Below are 17,718 nucleotides of genomic sequence, written 5' to 3'. Positions count from 1 at the left end.
AAGATTCTGACAGTTTGTATCCAAAGTTGGGGCAAATGAAAGAAGTTCTAGTTACCATCCAAAGTGTATATCAGTATTTAGAAAAACTTGGCCCCAAAAAATCTTTTCAGATTTTGAAAAATCTCGGTTATGAGAAGTTACTTTCACTAACAGGGAAGGTGCCTAAAGAAAGGCTCATTGTTTTAACGCAAAAGTTAAGTGAAGATACTGTAGTTGAGTTGGTAAAGCAGATCCCTGAAAAAATTCTCGTGGAGATGATCCGAGAGAATGAAGATGATGATTTGGTTTATTTTATCCATTCTCTTCCGATGGAAGATTTGGCTCTTGTGTCCCGAAGCATTCCTCCGCATGATGTGGGACTTCTTGCAAAAACATTAGGAAAAGAAACTAGTGTGGAAATTCTTAAGACTTTGGGAATAGATAAATCCATCGCTCTTTTGAAAGAAATTCCTATGAAGGACTTTCTTTGGCTGGTGGATGAAATTCAAGTTGGATCTGTAATCCAACTCGTAAGTGAACTTTCTGTGGCTGATTGCAAAAAGTGGATCAAACAACGTGGGTTAGCTGAGCTTCCGATCCTCATCAAGTTTTTTGGCGTTGGGAATACACTGAAGATTTTTAGAAAACTCGGAATGAACCAAGCGTTAGAAATGATGCATTTGCTGGGAACAAGGGAGATGTTAGAGCTTTCGCTGATTCTTTCGGGGATGCAGTTGGATGAGAAGAACATCCCTGCCCTAGTTCTATTGAAACCTGATGATTTACCTGCAAAGAAAAAATCAAAACAAACGACCAAGAAAAAACAGATTCCCAAAAAGAAAAAAACTGCTAAGCGCTGATGTTTACTTTTGGGAAGTAAATGGTGAACTTACTTCCCTCACCCATTTTGCTTTCGACAAAAATTTCTCCGGACATTTTATCCACTAATGACTTGACGATGGACAATCCAAGACCTGTCCCACCTATCTTTTTATTATCAGAAGAAGGAATTCGGAAAAAACGATCGAAGATTTGGTTTTTGTAGGTAGGGTCGATTCCAATTCCTGTATCCTCTACCGTGATTTCAATTTTCCCATTGGTTTCGCGAATAGAAATTCCGATTTTGCCTTTAAATGTATATTTTAGAGCATTTACATAAAGGTTGGTAATGATTTGTGAGAATTCGAATTTGATTCCACGTAAGAAAAATCCTTTTTTGAGTGATAAATCCCATTCAATCGCTTTTCCTTTTGCTAGATGCGAGTTCATGTGAATTACGTCTTCGATCACAGGAACGGGATCGAAAATTTCTACTACCTCAGCCTCTTTGTCTTTTTCTCTTGATGTGGTTAACTTTAATAGATTTTCGATTAAAAAGCTTAGTCGTTTAGCATTTTTATCTATTACTTCTAACATATTTTTGTGTTCGGTGTTAAATGGTAAAGAGGTATCGGATTTAAAAAATTCTAAATATCCTCTGATATTTGTCATAGGGCTTCTTAGTTCATGGCTTACGTTTGAAATAAATTCGTGTTGTAGTCTTTCTTGTTCTTTTCTCTCTGAATTGGGGCGGAACTGTACTTGGTAACGTTTTTTGGGTGAAAGCAAAATAGAAGTAAAACTGATATCTACTTCAAGTTTACTTCCATCTTTGACGAGGATTTCCACATCGGGAAGTGATAACATAGTATCGGAAGAAAGGTCCGAGCCAAACCTAAGTTGGTTGGACACTTGGTTACCAAGGATGATATCTTCGATATTCATCTTTGTGATGTCACCACGGGTATATCCAGTTAATAATCGGAACTGATTATTAGCTTCTAGTATGCTTCCGGTGTCGGCGTCTACAAGGGCAATGGCCTCTCTTGAAAATTCAAATAAATATCTGTATTTTTCTTCCGAATATTGAAGGTCTACGGCTGAACGATCAAGTTTGATTTCTAAAATAGAGATAAGGTTTTCGAGTTCAGTGATTTCTTCTCTTTGGAGTTCAAGTTTTGCATTAAATGAGTCTAACATAGAGTTTACGAGAACTTTGACCCGGTTATCTAATTGTAAAGTTTCATCTGAATTTAGTCTAGAATTGTAATTTCCTTGAAGTATATCCAATACTACTGAGTTGACGTCGACAATGAGGTGTCGTACTGCGTTTAGTTTCCTATAGTTGATTTGTGATGGCGCATGTAATTTTATTTCCTTTGGTTCTTGGAAGCTGCTTAGTTTACGCACATCAAATACTTTCTTTGGCTCTAAAGCCGAAAGGATCTCATCAAAATCAAAGGCTGCTTTTACTGCGTCAGGTTGGATGACCCTGCGAATCAATCGAAAGTATACATCTTTAAGAAGTGGATAGAGAGTTGTGGCGTCTCCTTTGTAGGAAAAAATACCTTTTTGGATTAGGGGATGTGAGTTAAGGAGATTCTTTGTTTCCCCTACTCTTAGATGTGGGTAAAAATGTGAGAGTTGTAAGTCTTCCCATAAGTTTCCATTACTTAACTGGTTTGTGTTTTGTAAAAGGTCTATGGCTTTTTTTACCGCAAGCAGTACACCGGAGACATCTCTTCCTGTTTTTAATACAGCGTCCCCACTGAACGCTAATAAGGTGGAAGGATAAAAAGATTTGGTTTCAAGTATTGGTAATTCAAGTGTATTAGCAAAGTCTTGAAAGTTTCGAAGGAATGGGCTAGAGAAAGAGTCGGAAACTAAACCTAGACAAGAAGGTTTTAGAAATTCTTTTTCTTCCAAAAATCCTGGTGTATCAATGTAACGAACTTTGACTGGATTTTTGGGAGCATATTCCTCTAGAAATTTTTCCGCAAAAAGTCTTTCTACAGAGTATTGGTGTGGGACTGGTAATATATAGGCTTTGTTTCTTGTTAAGTCTTCTGGTTTGAATTGAAATCTTGAGTAGAAAGAAAGTGGAGAGTGGTAAAGATAAATGCCTTTATAAATTCGTTTGAGTTTTGATTTTTTTAAAAAACTGTCTTGTAAGTAAGCAATGGTAGGAACCTCGCCAGCTTCGACTCGACCAGCGTCCAGTAATGGCATAATTGCCTTGTGGTGTGTGTTGACGTGAAGGGAAACTTTGACTCCGAACTCTTCAAAGTATCCTTTTTTATAGGCGACAACGACAGGTAAAGAACTAAGGCGACTTGTTATACAAATCTGGATCACATGGCAACAATTCCAAAAATAGGAATCATTGCCAAATCTTTCTGTAGGAATTTCCCGTTGTTAGGAAAAAATCTCTTGGAGGAACTCGGTTGTCCTTTTGGTATATTCCGAAACTTCTTTTTCATCCATTACCTTCGCTGATAAGAGCGATAAGTCGTAGATGATCCTTGCTAATTTTTTTCCTTTATCTGGGTTTACTCCTTCAAACGCTTGTAAGGCGGATTTTACTAATGGAGACTTGGCGTTTACCATAAGGGTATGTGATTTTAAGATGTTTTTTGTGTCTTCTCGGTTCAACATTGAGTTCATTTCGGACATTCGCCTCATAAACTCAGGCAAAAGAATGACTCCTGGAACCTCTAAAGATTTTAACGCTTCGACCTTTACTTCCACTGTATCGGTTGGCAAAGAAGCTTGGAATAAAGTTTTGATTCTGTCGAATTCCGTTTTGTTATCTTCGTTTACCAAATTTTTGGGAGTTTCTTTGTCTACGATTTGGTCAGCTATTTCCGAGTCGACTCTTTGAAATTTCCAATCTGGATTTTTCATTTCCAAATGTTGTATTAAGTGGGAATCGATTTTTGAATCAACTAATAGAGCTTCCAATCCTTGTGACTTTAGTAACTCCATGTAGACAGATCCCATTTCTGTTTCATTTGCGTAGAAAATTTTGTTTTGGTTCTTTTCTTTATTTTTTTCCCAATATTCGGAGGTTGTGGAGTATCCACCTTCTGAATTTTTAAAGACTAAGTGGTCCTTCATCGCATCATAAAATTTTTCATCAGTGAGAACCCCATATTTTACGAATAATGAAATATCGTTCCAATTTTCTTCATATTTGCTTCTATTTTTTTTGAAATCTTCAATAAGGCGATCGGCAACTTTTTTGATGATATGGTTTGAAATCTTTTTTACAAGGGGATCATTTTGCAGATATGACCTCGAAACGTTCAAGGGCAGGTCTGGAATGTCTATTGTTCCTTTCAGGATGGTGAGAAATTGTGGTATAAGTTCGCTTGCATTATCGCTAACAAATACATGGTTGCAAAATAGTTTAATACCGTTTTTAGAAGCCTCTAATTCATGAGTGAGTTTTGGGAAATATAGAATTCCTTGTAAACGAAATGGGTAATCTACGTTTAGATGGATATGGAAAAGGGATTCGCCAGAGAACGGAAATAAGTAAGAATAAAAATCTTTATAATCATCTGCGGAAACTTTTGCGGGTTCTTCTGACCATAACGGTTTTTCGCGATTAGCTTTTTCTCCTGATACGTAAATGCCAACAGGTAAAAAGTCGCAATATTTTTTAACGAGCTCCTTTAATTTCCATTTATCTAAATATTCTCCAGACTCACTGTCGAGATATAAAGATATTTTTGTGCCTCTGGATTCTTTTGTGATTTCTGAGATCGTAAAATCAGTTCCTGATTCACTTGACCATAGAACAGCCGTTTGTCCTTTTTTATATGATTTAGTTTCTATTGTAACTTTTTTAGAAACCATAAAAGAAGAATAGAAGCCAAGGCCAAAGTGGCCAATGATTTCTGCTTTGTTTTCTGCATTTTGATATTGTTTTGCGAAGTCTGTAGCACCGGAGAATGCGATTTGGTTTATATACTTTTTGACTTCTTCTGCAGTCATCCCTACTCCATTGTCTTCAATGGATAGAATTCTATTTTCAACATCAAAGTTTAGGTCAATTCTGTATTCGTTTCCTCCCTCAAATTCTTCGGATAATGCGATTTTTTTTAACTTCGTAATTGCATCACTTGCATTGGAAACTAATTCTCGAATGAATATATCTTTCTCGGAATATAGCCATTTTTTTATGATGGGAAAGATGTTTTCTGTTTCTACACTAATTTTGCCTTTTTCTTCAACTGACATATGTTACTCCTTGTTTTTTAATTGCTTATTTAATAATAAGACTTTTGTTCTTTCTTGTTCGGATAAATTCTTAAAAGTTTTTTCTGGGGTTAGTTTATCTGAATCGTTAAGAAGGGTTACCAAAAATTCTGTATCCGCTTTCTGGATCCCTTTTTTTTCTAAATAGTCTGCGAGAAAAATGTTTCTCTTTTTTCCAAAAGATCTAACCATCTCTAAATACATATTTGACTTTCTGCTAAACGAAAATCGTTTATAACCTACATAGGAGAGAATGCCAAAAACCGCAATCAAAACTAAAGCTAAAATCGATGGACTACTTCCGGATTTTGAACCCGATTTTGGTGTTTCTGGAGATTTTTTTTTCTCTGGAAGTACGGAAATTTCAGGAAATGTTAGAGCCAGAGATTTATATTGTTTTTCGTTTAATGAAAAAAAACTAAAATGGTATGGCTCAATTTGCAGCTTCCCTGGCAAATCAGTTTGGTGTCCGTAAAGAATTTTTACTACGGAGTAAAATCCATATTCACCCGAGTCTAGTTTCCGGAAAGTTTTTGTCCTGTTCTGTGAGATGACTTGAACTTTTGGATTCTGCATTGATGATGGAGATATACCTTCATACCCGCCTTCTCCTTCAATGGTGATTTCATAATAAGCTGTTTCTCCCTTGTGGACTGTCTTTGGAAAGTCAGTTAGACTAATTTTGAAGTTTCCAATTGCTCCTGTGAATTCTTTCGGTTTGTTTGAGGGCAGTTCCAGGACTGTGACTGTTACAGGATTTGTGTTAACTGTCTCTTGTAACGAGTTGAAACGAAGACTGTCTCCTGTGATAAATTTGGTTTTCCCGATCTGGAACCTTCCTGCTTTAATGCCAGTTAGACCATATATTTCTTTATCATAAACGAGTGTTTTTCTTAAGTGATTGTTTCTGATTACTTCTGGTTCAATTTGTACGGAAACTTGTTTTAAAGTCTCCGAAAGAAAATAGGGAAAGGAAATGGATTGGTTCGGATCTCTTTCGAGAAATGGTTGTCTATATCCATTGTAGTACAATACGAAATAACCTACGATTGGCTCCCCTTTGTAAAAGACGGATTTGTTTGTATGAAAAGATACTTCTGGGGATTCTGGTGATGAGTCATCTTCTATATCAAATGGGAATGGACTCAACCATTGGTTTTGTGATTGTTTGTTTTTTTTGCTGACTTTAAAAGAGATTGGTGGAGATGTATAGGTTTTGTGATCGTATTCAACTGATATTTCTGGAAGTTTAAATGTCCCCTCTGCTTCTGTGTAAACATGGAAGTTTAGTATTTGTGATTTGGTTACTTTAAAATTGATGATTTGAGTTTCTGTTCCACTGCCAGAAAATTGAATATGCACACCATTTAGTATAATATTAGTTTTAACAGCTCGGAAAGGTTTGTCTCCATGAGCTCTCACCTCTAGTTTTGCATGTTCCCCAAGAGAAAACTCGTTAGGGTATAAATTGAATTCTACATCGGCAGAAAGGACTTTTTTAAATGGAATAAGATAAAACAGAACAAAGAAAAGTATAAGTTTACCAGAATTTTTCATTATCAAAAGAACCTCCCTTTTTATTTTTTAAAATTGTGTCCTGTGAGAAAGGTTCCAAAATTCTTTCTGCATCAGACTTATCTTCTTCCGGTTTTTTTTGTTTGTTATTTTGCGGAGGCTCTTGGTTTGATTCGTTGTTCTTTGGATTTTGATTAGGTGCTTGTTCCTTTTTTTTGGTCAGGTGTTCTATGTTTTTTTTAGCCGCAAGATGGTCTGGATCGATTCTTAAAGTATCAGTATATGATTTTAATGCGTTCTTTTTGTCCCCTAATCTAGCATAAATATTTCCTAGGTTAAAATTTGCTTTTGCTTTTAGTTCTTGATCGGCTTTTGGATGAGCTAGAATTTTTTCTGAAAGTTCCTTGGCTTCTTTATATTGTCCTAATTGGTAGGCTGTTGCAGATTCATTATAGAACAGTTTTGGATCATCTTTGATGTATTCTTTTGCCTTATCAAATTCCTTTTTGCTTTCGTTAAAATTTTTATTGTGATAAGATTTTACGCCTCGTTCGATAGAATTCCCTCCTGGGTCGAGTTCCCAGGCTTCAAGCCTACCCCAACCTATAGAGATCAGTAGCAGCAGGACTAAGTAAATGTTAGTTGGTATTTTTTGCATAAAAAAGGTTAGGACTCGTTCTAATAACAGGAAGCCAATCGCTGCGATTAAAAATGGATGTGCACCATCTTCGTTCTTGAAACGCTCAACGCTTTGAATTTTCTTTTTTTTGATAGATTGTATTGTATCAAGAAGAGCATAGGCTCCCTCGGCTTCGAAAGAAACATCATAATAACTTCCATCATTTTGTTCGGCTATGGCTTTTAGTTTTTCAATATTCATTTTGGAAATCACTAGATTTGGTGTCATAGGTGAATCTGATATACCAGCATCCAAAGTCACATAACCTCCTTTGCCAGTTCCTGGATCGCGGTATTCAATGTAGCCGCCTTCTGGAGTACCAATTCCCCATACCATCACCTCCCCTCCGATAGATGGAAGGTTTTGGTTTTCATGGTCCTCTCCGTCAGAAACAACTATAGTTATTTGCGAGGATATATTGTTATTTTTTTTTCTGATTTTGTTTACTCTCTCTAGAGCTACTGCAAGGTCTGTTCCTTTTGCACCAACCATTTCAACACCTAATGCTTGTATATAGTCGGATACGGCTGAAATATCGGAGGTTAATGGGCAAAAAGAAAAAGATTGACCTGCAAAAACGACAATTCCTACCCTATTTCCTTTGAGACAAGGTAGAATTCTTAATGCTAAGTCTTGGAATCGTTTGAGTCGACTTGGTTTAACATCTATTGCATTCATTGATAAACTCACATCGACAACAAACATGATGTCTGCGGATTCAAATTCTTTGAGAGATTCAACTTCTGTGGATTTTGTCTTAAACAGAGAATAAAATGCAAAAAAAAGTGCAAGTAGGAAGGAAAGTATTCTCAAAACATATATTTTTGTATTACTTGTATAGATTCTATTTTTTAAATTTGGATGTTTTTCTTTAAATAGATTGGCTTTTACATTGATATATAACTTTAAGGAGAAGACAAGGATCCAAATGAAAATACAAAGCAGAGCAACTGTTGCGATAAGATTTAAATTTGTCATAACTTTTCCGTAAGTGGATAAAACATAAAAAGACCAACAATTCCCAGTAAACCGAAGAAATAGGATAACGCCGTAGGAAAATTCGTTTCCTGTATTTCCATTGGTTTTGAAGGGAGTTCTACTCTCTCTAGACCATTAATTTCATTCAGAACTTCTTGTAGTACTTCTGGAGATTCTGCACGGAAAAATCTACCACTCGTGTTTTGTGAGATTTCTTCTAATGATTCATAATTCACTTCGTATTGGCCTTGTTCTTTTCCAATCCCTATGCAATATACTTTAATCCCAAAAGCTTTGGCTGCTTGAGAGGCAGTCTCTGGGTCAAGTTTTCCGGTATTTGACACTCCATCTGTTAGGAGGATAATGATTTTTGATTTTGCTGCGGAGTCTTTGAGCCTGTAAGTTGACAATACTAATGCATCACCAACAGCAGTGCCTTGTTCAGATATGTCTTCATCGGAAGCTTCTGCGATCAGCTCGTCTAATGCATATCTGTCGTTTGATAAAGGAGATTGAAGGTATGCTGCCCCCGCAAAGAGTACAATTCCTATGCGATCAGATACTCTTTTCTTGATAAAGTCCCTTAGTAGTTCTTTCGACACTGTTAGTCTATTTTTTGGTAAAAAATCATAGGAATTAACCATCGAACCAGAAATGTCTAACGCAATCATGATGTCGATTCCATTCGTTATATCGGGCATTAGATGATATTTTTTACCTGGACCTGCTGCAGCAATGATAAGGAATATACTTGCCACATAAATGAGAAATTCTGTGATTTTTAAGAACGGAATCTTGGTTCTTAAAAAGAAATTGTTGTTTTGCGATCGAAATCGATCCGATTGGATCAGCAAGACAGATCCAATCGGTTTTTTTCGCCATTGATAAAGCGCCAGCAAGAGAAATGGGAGAATCAATAGTAATAGGTAAGGTCTTTGGAATTGGTCCATAATTATAGTCCAAAATCCTGTTTGATTTTTTCCCAAATAGCTACTGCTTGTTCTTTGCTTATTTCAGCTATATTTTCATCATACTTTGTCTTTCTAAAGTATATTCGCAATTCCCTGAGAATAGAATCGTTTATATGAGTTCTGTCAAATAACTCTGCTAAAAATTCAGAATCTGTTTTCCCTAATAAGTTTTGTCCTAATTTTTTTGAGAATGCTTCTTTTAGATATTCGCTGATTTTAAACGCTAATTTTTTTTCAGAGATTTTATTCGTCTGCAAATAGGTTTCTAGGTTATGAAGTCGTTTGGTTTTTTCTTCTAAAGTTGGTTGTTTTTCCCAGAGAGCATCTACTACTTTTGGTTTTGATTTCCAATAGATGTATAGAGCGTATAATAGATAAATATTTATTGCGGTTATCAAAAGAATTATGAATAAACGAAAAAAATATGGTCCCGAGAAATTGATCGGTGGCTCAATGTCTTCAATATCAGTTTCATTACCTAGTAGTTGAGATTTTACCTTGAGCGTTAGAGTGGATTTCATGGGTTCGTCGTTTTTTTTCCAAGTGACGGGAATTGTATAATCTCCAGGTTTATAAAAGATAATTGATGTTTTTAGTTTTGATTTTTCTTTAACAATATTAAAAATCTTGAAAGAAGGTACGGTGTCGTCATCATAAACTTCGCCTTCTGTGGCATCTAAACTATGTTCATCGGAATCTGTTAATTCGATTTGATAATGAACGGTATCACCAACATAAATATCGTTCTCTGTAACTGATTCTTTCGGTAATGCATAAATGGAAATGGTTGTTAGGAAAAATAATGTAATGTATTTAGCCATTTCGTTTTGCTTTGAATAAGGGTAGGATCTGATTGGAAAGTTTTGCTTTAGGATTGATGCGAACTAAGTTTTGTCCAAAAAAAGTTTTTGCGGCTTTTAAGTCTTTTTCATATGTATTCTCTAGGCTGCAAAAGCTGATTTTTTCTTCCGAAATTTTCCCGAAAAACTTAAACCAAGTTGGATATTGTATTATCTCTAATTCGTCTTCGATCCAAATGCCTGCTTGTTCCCAAATTTTTGGAACCTTATTGTTCTTTAGATAAGCCGAAAATTGATTAAAATCAGAAATCCAATAACTAACTGCAAATTTCGGATAGAGCTTAAATGCATATTGGTATGCTTCTTCATAATTTGTCTCGTCACCGCCAGTTTGTTTGGTTACCTTTGTAAAGATTAAAAAAACTTCGGATTCTGTTCTGAGCCAGTTAGCGGAAGATTTTTGATTGCTTGAAAAGCTGATGAGTAAAACGCGATTCCCTATTTTTACGTGGAAGAGAGATAAAAAGAGTGCCATTTGGAATGCAGATTCTTTCTTTGAACCACTGAGTGAGTTGCTTAAGTCTAAAAAAATTATGATGGGAGCGTCACGTTCCTCATAGAATTCTTTTGTGTATAACTCGCCTGTTCTGGATGTTACATTCCAATCGATATAACGTATATCGTCTCCTAAATGATAGTTTCTGACTTCTTTGAAATCAAGCCCTCTTCCCTTTTCTGACATTGTTATGATGCCTTGTCTAGTGGAAGAGAATCTCTTTTTAGTTTCCCATTGTAATACCTGGAGTAATCTTTTTAACTCTGGAGATAACATCTATGGAACTTCCGTTACAGATAAGATTCGTTTGATAATGGAATCTGTGCTGATGTCCTCGCTGATTGCATCAATGGTTAGGTGGAGTCTGTGTTTTACGATTTCGGAGAAAAACCGATGTATATCTTCTGGGATCACAAAATCGCGACCTTCTAACAATGCGTTGATTCTGCTGACTTTCAGCAAAGCTAGGCTTGCCCTAGGACTTACTCCATGTTGAATATAGGTTTTTAATTCATTGTCTATTGTAGTTTCTGGCCTTGTGTTTCTTGTAAGGCTTACGATATAGTTCTGTAATTTTGGTTCTATAAAGACTTTGTTTGAAATTTCCGAAATTTTTTGAATATCCTTTGGGTGTATTATTTTATTTGGTTTTTTCTTGGGAAAGTTTAAATTTCCATGTTGGTGTAAGATTGCCAGCTCGTCGTCAAATGATGGATAGGTGACAGTCACTTTAAACAAAAAACGATCAAGTTGCGCCTCTGGAAGTGGGTAAGTACCTTCCTGGTCAATTGGGTTTTGAGTTGCTACAACAAAAAATGGTAACTCTAGGTCGAAGGTTTGATCTGCAATTGATACCTGTCTTTCTTCCATACATTGGAGCAATGCAGATTGAACCTTTGCGGGTGCTCTGTTGATTTCGTCAGCAAGTAATACATTTGCAAATATCGGACCTTTTCGAATTTCGAAAGATGAAGTTTTGGGATTAAATATATTAGTGCCTGTTAAGTCTGCTGGTAACAGGTCAGGCGTGAATTGAACCCGTGAAAATTTAGCATCCATAATGGATGCTAAATTTTTGGCAACGAGTGTTTTTGCAAGTCCTGGCATTCCTTCGAGTAACACGTGTCCGTTGGCAACAAGGCCAACGAATAGAGATTGGATTACATGATCCATTCCCGATATAGATTCAGAGAGTTCCGATCTAAGTGACTTGACTTGATCGGAGATTTCATTGATTTGTTCTTTGTTTATTTGCATTGTGATTGAGTCATTTTTGGCATCGGTTTATCAATCATATAGTATTCTGTTTTTCCCCCAATGGTCCAACAGCCCATTTTTCTTCCTTGAGGTTCCACAGGTCCTTTTCCTAATTCTCTTCCATCTTCAGAATATTCAGTTGCATCTTCAGTGGAACGAATGACCATTCTTTTTTTTCCTGAAGGATAAAAGTAAGTATAGGGAATACTTGGTTTGTAATTAAGTTTTAAATCTTGTGTTTCTTCATCAATTTTTACAAGTGAAAAGAAAAGTTTTCCTTCTCCTAAAATTTTTCCTGTGTTATCAAATACTTTAGCAGATTCCAACATACTTTCGTTTGCCATATTCCCTTGGTAACCAATCTGCCCATTTTTATAGTAAAACTTCCATTCGCCGGTTCTTGTATGTTTTCTTGGTCCAATGCCAAAAAGTTTTCCATCTGCATAGTATTCCTTCCAGATTCCGGTTCTTTCATATTTTATATCTAAGTTTTCTGAATTTTCTTTTTTGGAATATGTTCCTTCGGCTAGTACATTCCCTTTTGGTCCAAACATTTTCCATAAACCAGAACGTACATCGGATGTGTAAGAACCTTGAGATTCTACTGCGCCGTCTTTATAGTAGTTTATTTCTTGCCCATTTTTAAGGCCGTTGTTGTATGAAACTTTTGTTTTGATCCCGTTTCCATCTGCTCCGATGAAATAATAGATCCATTCACCATCTTCTTCGTTTTCTTTAAAAGAACCTTTTTCTACCCACTCACCTTTGTTATTTTTTCGATAGTATGGTCCATTTTTTTTATCATCCACGTAAGTAGTTTCTGAGGTTACATTGCCTTGTTTATCAAAAGTTTTTGCTATCCCTTCCTTTTTACCGTCAACCCAAGGAGTTTCTGCAAGAAACCTTTGTGGATTTTCTGGATCTGGTTTTTTCCAAATTCCGGTTTTTTTCCCATCAATATATTCTCCTACTTGATCTAATGTGGATTTATATTTTGGATTTTCTGCAGTTGACCCAGGTTGTTCGAATTGGATATATTCTTCCCAAGAGCCATGTTTGGGGAGTGATTTGATTTTTGCGGGAGCAAATTTTGCTACTTGGTCTTCAGTGCAAGGAATACCACCGCATTCAGCTTTGACTTCTCCAATGGCTCGGATTCCACCGGAATTTTTGAAACGTTCTGTTCTGATCCATTTGCCTTTGGTAAATTTGAGTTCGAATTCTTGGTCGCCTGACCCGTCTTTTATGGAGGCACCAGAACATTGGATGACCAGTATTGAGATGGTTAAGTAGAGAAGTTTTAGTTTCATGTTTCTATCCTATCAAAGAGATGTGCGCGTTTCAATTTATTTACTGCTAGCAATTCACTCGCAATCGCTATTTTTCCTCCAGTTAATTTATCAGAGAAAAAACGTGGCGGGAGTATATGAAATGCCCCCTCCCCTTTTACATATAAGATTTCTCGATCGAGAGATGTAAGTTCACATTCTAAAAAAACTTTTCGTTTCGCTTTTTTAATAGGCCATGCTCGGATGAGTAATTCTTTTTCTACTGGAGTGGCTTTGTGGAATTTAAAGCCCATAGTATCTGTCATCACGATATAACCTAAATGAAAACAAAGTCCTCCCATCGCTTCATCTAGTACGGTAGAAAGAATTCCGCCATGAACGAAGCCGGGTGCTCCATTATACAATTTCTTAAAATTATAAGTAAAATTGACTTCTCCAGTTTCATCATGAAAAGTGAAGTCCGCTACTAGCCCGAGCGGGTTTTCTTTTCCGCAGCCAAAACATGTATCATGGTGGATTTCATAACCGTGTCTGGATGGGTTTTCTATAGGTTGGTTCATTCATTATCCTTGGTTTGGTGATTAGCTTTCTAAAAAATCTATAATAACGTTTGATACTTCTTCAGGGGAATCCATATGCAAATGGTGACCGCCGGGAAGAATTATTTCTGTTAGGTGTTTTACGGCGTCTTTTCTGTGTTTATATTTTTCGGCTATTTGAAATCCTGATCTGTCACCTAATATTAATAATGTTTTGCAGTCTATACGACTACAAAAAGAGACAATCTGTTCTTCGGTATAACGGAAAAATGAGTTGTAATGAAGTCTTAAATCCCTTCTTGGTTTTAGTCCCTTGTGGGTTTTTTCAATGCCACGCTCCATTAAAATTTCTGCCGATTCTTTTTTCATATCACCAGCTCGCATTCTGACACTTACTGCAGATTCCATATCAGGAAAGAAAGTTTCTTTTTTGCCTCGGGGGTGTAAGATTTGTTTGATAGCTTCTGAAAGTATATCTGGCGCTGATTCGGAGAGGTTTGTGAGAGGACCCAGGGATTCGATTAATACAAGTTTTTTAATTTTTAATAAGTTCGTCCCTGCCACTAACGTAGATACTGCGGCACCCATTGAATGTGCCATTAGAATAAAATCTTCTAAGCCGAGTGCTTGGGCAATCGATACAACCTCTAGTGCATATTCGGCAAAATAATATACGGTATTTTCTGGTTTATGACTGGATTTTCCATGACCAGGGAAGTCGATAGAAATGAACCTGTAATTTGGAAAAAACTTTGCTAATGGAGCAAAGCTGTTTGCGTTGTCAAGCCAGCCGTGGAAGGCAAGGATCGGTGCACCATGCGGATTCCCCCACTCAATCCCCTCTATAGAGTGGAATTTTGTGTGAATAGTAATTGGCAACATATACCTAAGCCTTTTTGATTCCTGCTCATTGTAAACATTTATCTTTTGGATTTAAGCTTGATTCTTTTTTGAATTCTCTATGAAATTTGTTCATGAATCGTATTCTTTTGCTTGCTCTATTCTTTGTTTTTGGATTTCCGTTACTAGCTGATTCCAGTTCCAAACCTGTATGTCTTAGTTTGTCTGATTGTGAGACAAAGGCAGATGCAACTACGATCCATCGAAAAAAAATCACCTTATTAAATTTTGCCCTGTCCGAATATGCCAAAAATGCTCCTATAGAGAAGTTACTTCCTCTCTATTTAAAACGTGTTAGGTCTATTATTTTGGAAGCAAATGGTGATACTGGTTATAAAGGTGAAATAGTTTTAAAAGTAAGTCATAAGCCAGAATACAAACAATCTCAAAGGTTAAAAGCAGAAGATGACTTAAAGTTCCTTGAATCCAATCAAAACTATCTGACTAGTGCTCAAACTTCTGAACTTGCGGAACTACAAACTTTATTTAGTGAATCCAAATGATCCGATTTGTATTTCTTTTATTTTTAGCTTTTTTGTCCTGTGCACAGTTATCTCGGGAAGATCAATTTAGAGAGGAATGTGATAAAACTAGAAATAGAAGTTACGTTTTTATGTTACCGATTCTTGAAAGACATTCAACAACTGGAAATGTTGAGTTAAATACCGCTGTTTGGATCGGAAATACAGAACTGGCTTATAAAAAATGTATTTCCGAATCGGAGAAGAACCGTTATAACTTAAGATCTAACTGAAAGTTCGTCCATTTCTTCTTGGATAAGCCTAGACCCAGCACGGAATGTTAAATAACTCCATACCCAGCTTAGGAGTGTACTGACTTTATTTTTAAATCCGACTTGATAAACGAGATGAACAAAGAGCCAACCGAGCCATCCAAAAATTCCTTTTAATTTGATTTTGCCAAATTCAGCTACTGCATCCGTTCTTCCAATCGTTGCCATGTTTCCTTTATCAAAGTAATGAAATGGTGTAATGGATTTCTTTTTTTCTAAAGATTCGATAATTTTGGCGACATACCTTCCTTGTTGCATTGCGACTGGTGAAACCCCGGGTAGGGGCCTTGTAAGGCCTTTGGCATAATTTGCAGCATCACCTATTACAAATACTTCTGGATATTCAGTCGTTCGGCAATATTCATCTACGATGATTCTATTCGCCTTGTCTTTGTTAAGTGGCAATTTTTTTGCTAACTCGGAACCTTCTACTCCTGCTGCCCATATCACTGTTTTAGATTCGATGGTCCTGTCTTTGAGTACGACACCAGTCTCTGTAATGTCTAATACAGGGGAGCTTGTAAGTACTTCTACTCCCCTGCTCTCCAGTTTTTCTTTTGTAAAAGCACTAGACTTCTCGCTAAAAGCAGTTAGTAATCTAGGCCCTGCTTCAATCAAGGTGACTTTTGTCATACCTGAATCTATATTTCTAAAGTCTTTGCGGATGATATTATGAGAGAGTTCTGCGATGGAACCAGCGAGTTCAACACCAGTTGGTCCCCCTCCGATAATTACGTAGTGCATAAAACTTTTTGCTTTTTCGTAATCTCCTATCAATTCTGCTTGTTCGAAGGATAGTAAAATTCTTCTTCTAATTGCCAAAGCATCTTTAAGATTTTTCAGGCCTAAAGTTTTTTCTTTCCAGCTGTGATTTCCAAAATAACTGGTTCTTGCTCCTGTCGCTAGTATAAGATAGTCGTAAGTTTCGGAATTGTTCTGGAATTTAACATTTCGATTTTCAAAATCAATTTCTGTGACATCACCTAAAAGTATTTTTACATTTTTATACTTAGTTGTAATCGATCTAGATGGAATGGCAATGTCAGCGGGAGAAAGTACTGCTGTTGCCACTTGGTATAAAAGTGGTTGAAATAGGTGGTGATTTTTTTTATCAACAACAGTGATTTCGAATAGTTTATTATTAGCTAGGGTTTTGATTACTTGTAACCCACCAAACCCGGCTCCAATGATTAAAATTTTTTTCTTTATTTGATGCATTCTATTTCTCCTAAAAAATTTAAAAAACCGATAGAACAATCTTCTACAAGATCTTGAACCTTCTCAAAGGCGCTTTCGTTCTTGTAGTAAGGATCAGGCACAATCGGAGCACCTGCATCACTTCTAAATTTCCCGAATAAAAGTATTTTATCCTGAATTTTCTTCTCATTAGTTAGACTGCGTACATCATGGAAGTTGTTTTCATCCATAACCAATAAGTAATCAAAATGAATTAAATCTGCTTTAGTTAATTTTCTTGAAAGGTGTGTTAAACGGATTCCTCGATTTTCCGCTACTCTTCGTGTTCTTGGATCGGCTAATTCTCCATCATGATAACCAGAAGTTCCGCAAGAATCTATTTCGAATAAATGATCTAAATTCCTTTTTTTTACCAGGTTTTGAAACGCACCTTCAGCAGCAGGGGAACGACAAATGTTGCCTAAACAGATAAAGAGAACTTTTGTTTTTTCTTTCATTTAATTAAGATAGTATATATATTTTTTGCCAACGTCTTTGAGCCATTTCTCCGCGACTTTGTAATTGGGGTCTTGTGATTTCACAATCTTCCAAAATTTTGAGGAGTGGTTGTGTTCGATAGTATGTGCTATTTCGTGAAGAATAATATATTCGATAATATAGTCTGGACAATGGACTAGACTTAGGTTCAGGGATATTTGATTTTTTGAGTTACAACTTCCCCAAAGCGAACGCATGGTTTTTATCGAAATTTTTGTTACTTTTGTATTCAGAGCGAGAGAGGTTTTTTCGATTAGTGGTAAAACTTTCTCTAAAAGCAATTCCTTTAAGACTTGTTTCCCCTTACGAATGCGTGAATCTGCGGTTTTAGTATTAGGGATCTGAATGGTTCCATTAAGATAGATATATTTTTTTTTCGGAATTATGGATACTGTTGTGGGATTTCCAAAAATATAAGTTTTTTCCCCATCTTCAAATTTCAATTTTTGCGGAATGTCTTTTGGAAGTTGTGCCAATTTGGAAACTATCCAGTCCTTCTTCTCCGACAAAAAATCCTCTAGTTGCTTTTTGGGAACTTTGGCAGGATGTTTTAGTACCACTCTGCCATTCTGATAAACCACTAGCGAAATATTATTCCCTTTGGTGATTTTTCTTTCTATCGTTAAATCAATCATTTAGTCTTTGG

At 36.3% G+C, this 17,718-nt stretch carries 17 protein-coding genes; 3 read left to right on the top strand and 14 right to left on the bottom strand.

All coding sequences use genetic code 11. The annotated features are described in order from the left end of the window. Positions 1 to 35 precede the first annotated feature (35 nt). Positions 36 to 839, top strand: coding sequence for a magnesium transporter MgtE N-terminal domain-containing protein (locus ND811_RS08725; protein WP_265351748.1), 804 nt, complete (start codon positions 36 to 38; stop codon positions 837 to 839). Here ND811_RS08725 and ND811_RS08720 read toward each other — a convergent pair. Genes ND811_RS08720 through ND811_RS08670 form a run of 11 tightly spaced genes read right to left on the bottom strand, consistent with a single transcriptional unit; the run spans position 829 to position 14,527 of the window. Then, complete coding sequence (locus ND811_RS08720; protein ID WP_265351749.1) at positions 829 to 3,153, bottom strand: ATP-binding protein; 2,325 nt, start codon at positions 3,151 to 3,153, stop codon at positions 829 to 831. The genes ND811_RS08725 and ND811_RS08720 overlap by 11 nt on opposite strands. 60 nt (positions 3,154 to 3,213) lie before the next feature. After that, positions 3,214 to 5,043 (bottom strand): molecular chaperone HtpG, encoded by a 1,830-nt coding sequence (gene htpG / locus ND811_RS08715; RefSeq protein ID WP_265351750.1) that lies wholly within the window; start codon positions 5,041 to 5,043, stop codon positions 3,214 to 3,216. A gap of 3 nt (positions 5,044 to 5,046) precedes the next feature. Next, the gene (locus tag ND811_RS08710; RefSeq protein WP_265351751.1) at positions 5,047 to 6,618 is read right to left on the bottom strand and encodes a BatD family protein; all 1,572 of its coding nucleotides are present in this window, start codon (positions 6,616 to 6,618) and stop codon (positions 5,047 to 5,049) included. After that, entirely contained in the window at positions 6,602 to 8,233 is a 1,632-nt protein-coding gene (batB, locus tag ND811_RS08705) for a VWA domain-containing protein BatB (RefSeq protein WP_265351752.1), read from the bottom strand. Before batB ends, ND811_RS08710 begins: the two co-directional genes overlap by 17 nt. Beyond that, positions 8,230 to 9,183, bottom strand: a complete 954-nt coding sequence (batA, locus tag ND811_RS08700; RefSeq protein WP_265351753.1) for a VWA domain-containing protein BatA — start codon at positions 9,181 to 9,183, stop codon at positions 8,230 to 8,232. The genes batB and batA overlap by 4 nt, the downstream gene beginning before the upstream one ends. 2 nt (positions 9,184 to 9,185) lie before the next feature. Then, complete coding sequence (locus tag ND811_RS08695) at positions 9,186 to 10,025, bottom strand: LB_053 family protein (RefSeq protein ID WP_265351754.1); 840 nt, start codon at positions 10,023 to 10,025, stop codon at positions 9,186 to 9,188. Next, on the bottom strand, positions 10,018 to 10,836 hold the full coding sequence (locus ND811_RS08690) for a DUF58 domain-containing protein (RefSeq protein ID WP_265351755.1): 819 nt from the start codon (positions 10,834 to 10,836) through the stop codon (positions 10,018 to 10,020). The genes ND811_RS08695 and ND811_RS08690 overlap by 8 nt, the downstream gene beginning before the upstream one ends. Beyond that, on the bottom strand, positions 10,837 to 11,817 hold the full coding sequence (locus tag ND811_RS08685) for an AAA family ATPase (RefSeq protein WP_265351756.1): 981 nt from the start codon (positions 11,815 to 11,817) through the stop codon (positions 10,837 to 10,839). It abuts the gene before it with no gap. Next, a complete protein-coding gene (locus ND811_RS08680; protein WP_265351757.1) occupies positions 11,808 to 13,127 on the bottom strand; it encodes an LIC20035 family adhesin in 1,320 nt (439 codons plus the stop codon). Before ND811_RS08680 ends, ND811_RS08685 begins: the two co-directional genes overlap by 10 nt. Further along, positions 13,124 to 13,666, bottom strand: a complete 543-nt coding sequence (locus ND811_RS08675; protein ID WP_265351758.1) for a PaaI family thioesterase — start codon at positions 13,664 to 13,666, stop codon at positions 13,124 to 13,126. Before ND811_RS08675 ends, ND811_RS08680 begins: the two co-directional genes overlap by 4 nt. Before the next feature lie 21 nt (positions 13,667 to 13,687). After that, entirely contained in the window at positions 13,688 to 14,527 is an 840-nt protein-coding gene (locus tag ND811_RS08670) for an alpha/beta fold hydrolase (RefSeq protein WP_265351759.1), read from the bottom strand. 92 nt (positions 14,528 to 14,619) lie between these two features. Between ND811_RS08670 and ND811_RS08665 the strand changes: the two genes are divergently transcribed. Beyond that, positions 14,620 to 15,048 (top strand): hypothetical protein, encoded by a 429-nt coding sequence (locus ND811_RS08665; RefSeq protein ID WP_265351760.1) that lies wholly within the window; start codon positions 14,620 to 14,622, stop codon positions 15,046 to 15,048. Further along, positions 15,045 to 15,299 carry a hypothetical protein gene (locus ND811_RS08660; RefSeq protein WP_265351761.1) on the top strand — a complete coding sequence of 85 codons (255 nt, stop codon included), beginning with the start codon at positions 15,045 to 15,047 and terminating at the stop codon, positions 15,297 to 15,299. Before ND811_RS08665 ends, ND811_RS08660 begins: the two co-directional genes overlap by 4 nt. On the opposite strand, the gene ND811_RS08655 is transcribed toward ND811_RS08660, so the two are convergent. From ND811_RS08655 to ND811_RS08645, 3 genes are read right to left on the bottom strand one after another with little or no spacing between them, the layout of a single operon-like run. Continuing rightward, positions 15,285 to 16,556: an NAD(P)/FAD-dependent oxidoreductase gene (locus tag ND811_RS08655; RefSeq protein WP_265351762.1), complete on the bottom strand. Its 1,272-nt coding sequence runs from the start codon at positions 16,554 to 16,556 to the stop codon at positions 15,285 to 15,287. The two genes, ND811_RS08660 and ND811_RS08655, sit on opposite strands and share 15 nt — an antisense overlap. After that, positions 16,544 to 17,032, bottom strand: coding sequence for a low molecular weight protein-tyrosine-phosphatase (locus tag ND811_RS08650; RefSeq protein WP_265351763.1), 489 nt, complete (start codon positions 17,030 to 17,032; stop codon positions 16,544 to 16,546). The genes ND811_RS08655 and ND811_RS08650 overlap by 13 nt, the downstream gene beginning before the upstream one ends. Continuing rightward, on the bottom strand, positions 17,033 to 17,707 hold the full coding sequence (locus ND811_RS08645; RefSeq protein ID WP_265351764.1) for a M48 family metallopeptidase: 675 nt from the start codon (positions 17,705 to 17,707) through the stop codon (positions 17,033 to 17,035). Between the last annotated feature and the right edge of the window lie 11 nt (positions 17,708 to 17,718).

Origin of the sequence: Leptospira soteropolitanensis, assembly GCF_026151655.1 — a bacterium.
Taxonomy (GTDB): domain Bacteria; phylum Spirochaetota; class Leptospiria; order Leptospirales; family Leptospiraceae; genus Leptospira_A; species Leptospira_A soteropolitanensis.
Note: the sequence above shows the minus strand (reverse complement) of the source record. Positions and strands in the feature narration are given on the sequence as shown.

What these genes read in the sequence shown, in the direction of transcription:
- ND811_RS08645 (WP_265351764.1), bottom strand. Translation starts at nt 17,707, where the DNA reads ATGATTGATTTAACGATAGAAAGAAAAATCACCAAAGGGAATAATATT.
- ND811_RS08710 (WP_265351751.1), bottom strand. Translation starts at nt 6,618, where the DNA reads ATGAAAAATTCTGGTAAACTTATACTTTTCTTTGTTCTGTTTTATCTT.
- ND811_RS08665 (WP_265351760.1), top strand. Translation starts at nt 14,620, where the DNA reads ATGAATCGTATTCTTTTGCTTGCTCTATTCTTTGTTTTTGGATTTCCG.
- batB (WP_265351752.1), bottom strand. Translation starts at nt 8,233, where the DNA reads ATGACAAATTTAAATCTTATCGCAACAGTTGCTCTGCTTTGTATTTTC.
- ND811_RS08680 (WP_265351757.1), bottom strand. Translation starts at nt 13,127, where the DNA reads ATGAAACTAAAACTTCTCTACTTAACCATCTCAATACTGGTCATCCAA.
- batA (WP_265351753.1), bottom strand. Translation starts at nt 9,183, where the DNA reads ATGGACCAATTCCAAAGACCTTACCTATTACTATTGATTCTCCCATTT.
- ND811_RS08660 (WP_265351761.1), top strand. Translation starts at nt 15,045, where the DNA reads ATGATCCGATTTGTATTTCTTTTATTTTTAGCTTTTTTGTCCTGTGCA.
- ND811_RS08725 (WP_265351748.1), top strand. Translation starts at nt 36, where the DNA reads ATGAAAGAAGTTCTAGTTACCATCCAAAGTGTATATCAGTATTTAGAA.
- htpG (WP_265351750.1), bottom strand. Translation starts at nt 5,043, where the DNA reads ATGTCAGTTGAAGAAAAAGGCAAAATTAGTGTAGAAACAGAAAACATC.
- ND811_RS08685 (WP_265351756.1), bottom strand. Translation starts at nt 11,817, where the DNA reads ATGCAAATAAACAAAGAACAAATCAATGAAATCTCCGATCAAGTCAAG.
- ND811_RS08695 (WP_265351754.1), bottom strand. Translation starts at nt 10,025, where the DNA reads ATGGCTAAATACATTACATTATTTTTCCTAACAACCATTTCCATTTAT.
- ND811_RS08675 (WP_265351758.1), bottom strand. Translation starts at nt 13,666, where the DNA reads ATGAACCAACCTATAGAAAACCCATCCAGACACGGTTATGAAATCCAC.
- ND811_RS08655 (WP_265351762.1), bottom strand. Translation starts at nt 16,556, where the DNA reads ATGCATCAAATAAAGAAAAAAATTTTAATCATTGGAGCCGGGTTTGGT.
- ND811_RS08690 (WP_265351755.1), bottom strand. Translation starts at nt 10,836, where the DNA reads ATGTTATCTCCAGAGTTAAAAAGATTACTCCAGGTATTACAATGGGAA.
- ND811_RS08650 (WP_265351763.1), bottom strand. Translation starts at nt 17,032, where the DNA reads ATGAAAGAAAAAACAAAAGTTCTCTTTATCTGTTTAGGCAACATTTGT.
- ND811_RS08670 (WP_265351759.1), bottom strand. Translation starts at nt 14,527, where the DNA reads ATGTTGCCAATTACTATTCACACAAAATTCCACTCTATAGAGGGGATT.